The organism is Micromonospora sp. I033 (assembly GCF_053890995.1).
Genome location: NZ_JBSSLX010000368.1, coordinates 1 through 2622, shown reverse-complemented (window position 1 = coordinate 2622; position 2622 = coordinate 1). Strand labels below are relative to the sequence as shown.

Below are 2622 nucleotides of genomic sequence, written 5' to 3'. Positions count from 1 at the left end.
TACCGCCGGCGTAGGGTCCGGGCAGGACGGACGGCGGGGAGGACACGTGGTCACGGTCGGCGCGCTGGTGGGAATCGCCCTGGTGGCGTTGGGTCTGGTGCTCACGCCCGGCCCGAACTTGGTCTACCTGGTGTCCCGGTCGGTCACCCAGGGGCGGCGTGCCGGGCTGGTCTCGCTGCTCGGCGTGGCCGTCGGATTCCTGGTCTACCTGGCCGCCGCGGTGGCCGGCATCGCCACCGTCTTCGTGCTGGTCCCGCCGCTGTACACGGCGGTGAAGCTGGCCGGCGCGGCCTACCTGCTCTGGCTGGCCTGGCGGACCCTGCGCCCCGGTGGGCGGTCGGCGTTCACCCCGGCGCCGCTGCCGCCGGACCGCCCGCGGCGGCTGTTCACCATGGGCCTGGTCACCAACCTGCTGAACCCGAAGATCGCCATCCTCTACGTGTCGCTGCTGCCGCAGTTCGTCGACCCGGCGCGCGGGCACGTGGCGGTGCAGAGCCTGCTGCTGGGGCTGACCCAGATCGGCATCGCGCTGACCGTGAACGGGTTGATCGTGCTGACCGCCGGCACCGTGTCGGCGTTCCTCACCCGGCGGCCCGCCTGGGCGCGGGCCCAGCGCTACGTGATGGGCACCGTGCTGGCCGGCCTCGCGGTCCGGATCGCCGCGGACCGCTCGCGCGCCGCCGTCGCCACCCCCTGACCGGCACGCCGGGCCGACGGGAGGGCGCCGCGGTCGAGGGGGCGGGCCCGGTCAGAGGTTGTCCGGCCGGGTGAGCGCCGGGTGGCGCTCACCGGGTGCGGCGTACCAGGAGCGGGTGTCCTCGCGCAGCGCGGTCGCGATCCGCAGGTGCGACCAGTCGTCCAGCTCGGGCAGCTCGTCTGGGGCGAACCAGCCGACCGCGAGGGATTCCTCGCCGTCGGCGGTGGCGGTACCGCCGACCGCCCGGCAGCGGAACCAGACGTTGAGGAACTCGCAGGCGTCCCCGTTGGGGTAGACGACCGGGTGGGTCGCCACCCCGCCGACCCGCTCGATCTCGATCTCGATGCCGGTCTCCTCACGGACCTCACGGACCAGCGCGTCGGCCGGCTGCTCGCCCGGGTCGACCGTGCCGGCCGGCACCGACCAGCGGCCGTTGTCGCCGCGGCGCGCCAGCAGCACCCGCCCGGCCTCGTCGGTCACCACCGCGCTGACCCCGTACAGCATCAGCAGGTCGGATCCGATGTGCCGGCGCATCCGCGCGATGTAGGGCGAGACTGGCATGGCGGCACCCTACCGGCGGGCCTCGTGGTGCCGCCGGAGCATGCCGGCGGCCAACGGAGCGGCGTCCAGGTCGCCGGCAGCGATCCGCCCGGCGACGGTACGGCGCACCAGCCGGTCGGCCAGCGCGGGCGCGTGCCGGGCCAGGGCCAGCTCCAGCCGGCCCCGCGCGGTGGTGGCCACGTCCCGCGGCGCCCGGCGGGCGGTGGCGGCGCGCAGGATCGCCGCCACGACCCCCTCGACGGGCTCCGGTCGGGACACCCCGCTCAGCGACAGCCCGGCCTCGGCCGTGCTGTCGTGGATCGGCGAGGCGACCATGCTCGGGTAGACGACGCTGACCCCGACGTGGGTGCCGACCTCGTGGCGCAGCGCGTCGGCGTACGCGACGACGGCCCGCTTGCTCACCCCGTACGCGGCCGCGAGGGGCAGCGGCAGCACGGCCATCCGGCTGGCCACGAAGACCACCCGGCCACGCGCCGCCTCCAGGGCGGGCAGCGCCGCGGCCGTGGTGCGCCAGGCGGCGAGCAGGTTGACCTCCAGTTGCCGGCGGACCACCTCGTCGGGGGGCAGCTCGGCCGGGGCGGGTCCCCCGACGCCGGCGTTGTTGACGAGCAGGTCCAGCCCGCCGAGCCGGTCGACGGCGGCGGCCACCGCGGCCGGCACGGCGGCCGGGTCGGTCAGGTCGCAGCCGAGCACCGGCACCTCGCCGTCCTCGTCCGGGTGCAGGTCCAGCCCGACGACGCGGGCGCCCGCGCCGGTCAGCGCGGCGCACAGGTGCCGCCCGAAGGTGCCCCGCGCGCCGGTGACCAGCACCCGCCGTCCGGCCAGCCCGCTCACCGCCGCACCTCCGCCCGGCGCCGCCCGGCGGCCAGTTCCCGCTCCAGCTCGGCCAGGTACGCGTCGAAGTCGACCCGCATGTGCGGCCGGCGCTGCCCCCACCGGGTGGTGGCGGCGCGCAGCTCGGCCCGGCAGGCGGCGGCCTGCCGGGCCCGGTCCGGCGGCGCCCAGGTGCCGGCGAGCCGACCGGCGACCAGCCGGGCCTGGGCCTCGACCAGCGGGAACGCCGCGCCGGTGGACTGCATCAGCCCGACGAAGGCCAGCCCCGGGGCGTCCAGGTGGAACACGTGCCGGTACAGCGGCAGCCGGTCGGCGCCGTCGCCGAGCAGGTCGGGGTCGAGGAACGGGATCTCCACCCGGTAGCCGGTGCACCACACCACCAGGTCCACCTCGTCGGTGCGGCCGTCGGTGAACTCGACGCGGTCGCCGGCGAACCGGGCGATGCCGGGGCGGGCCTGGATGTCGCCGTGGGTGAGCCGGGACAGCAGCCCGGCGGCGAGGCTGGGGGTCGTCCCGTCTCCACCTCTAGG

General features: G+C 76.8%; 3 protein-coding genes and 1 pseudogene. 1 reads left to right on the top strand and 3 read right to left on the bottom strand.

All coding sequences use genetic code 11. The features are described from left to right. Positions 1 to 46: 46 nt before the first annotated feature. Positions 47 to 697, top strand: coding sequence for a LysE family translocator (locus ACW0Q9_RS30170; RefSeq protein WP_456187113.1), 651 nt, complete (start codon positions 47 to 49; stop codon positions 695 to 697). Between the two features lie 51 nt (positions 698 to 748). Here ACW0Q9_RS30170 and ACW0Q9_RS30165 read toward each other — a convergent pair whose 3' ends face one another. The 3 genes and pseudogenes from ACW0Q9_RS30165 to ACW0Q9_RS30155 all read right to left on the bottom strand — a co-directional run. Then, complete coding sequence (locus ACW0Q9_RS30165; RefSeq protein ID WP_456187111.1) at positions 749 to 1258, bottom strand: NUDIX domain-containing protein; 510 nt, start codon at positions 1256 to 1258, stop codon at positions 749 to 751. 9 nt (positions 1259 to 1267) lie between these two features. Next, positions 1268 to 2092 carry an SDR family NAD(P)-dependent oxidoreductase gene (locus ACW0Q9_RS30160; RefSeq protein WP_456187109.1) on the bottom strand — a complete coding sequence of 275 codons (825 nt, stop codon included), beginning with the start codon at positions 2090 to 2092 and terminating at the stop codon, positions 1268 to 1270. Continuing rightward, a pseudogene (locus ACW0Q9_RS30155) lies at positions 2089 to 2622 on the bottom strand (flavin-containing monooxygenase); the annotation flags it as partial. The gene ACW0Q9_RS30160 and the pseudogene ACW0Q9_RS30155, both read right to left, overlap by 4 nt.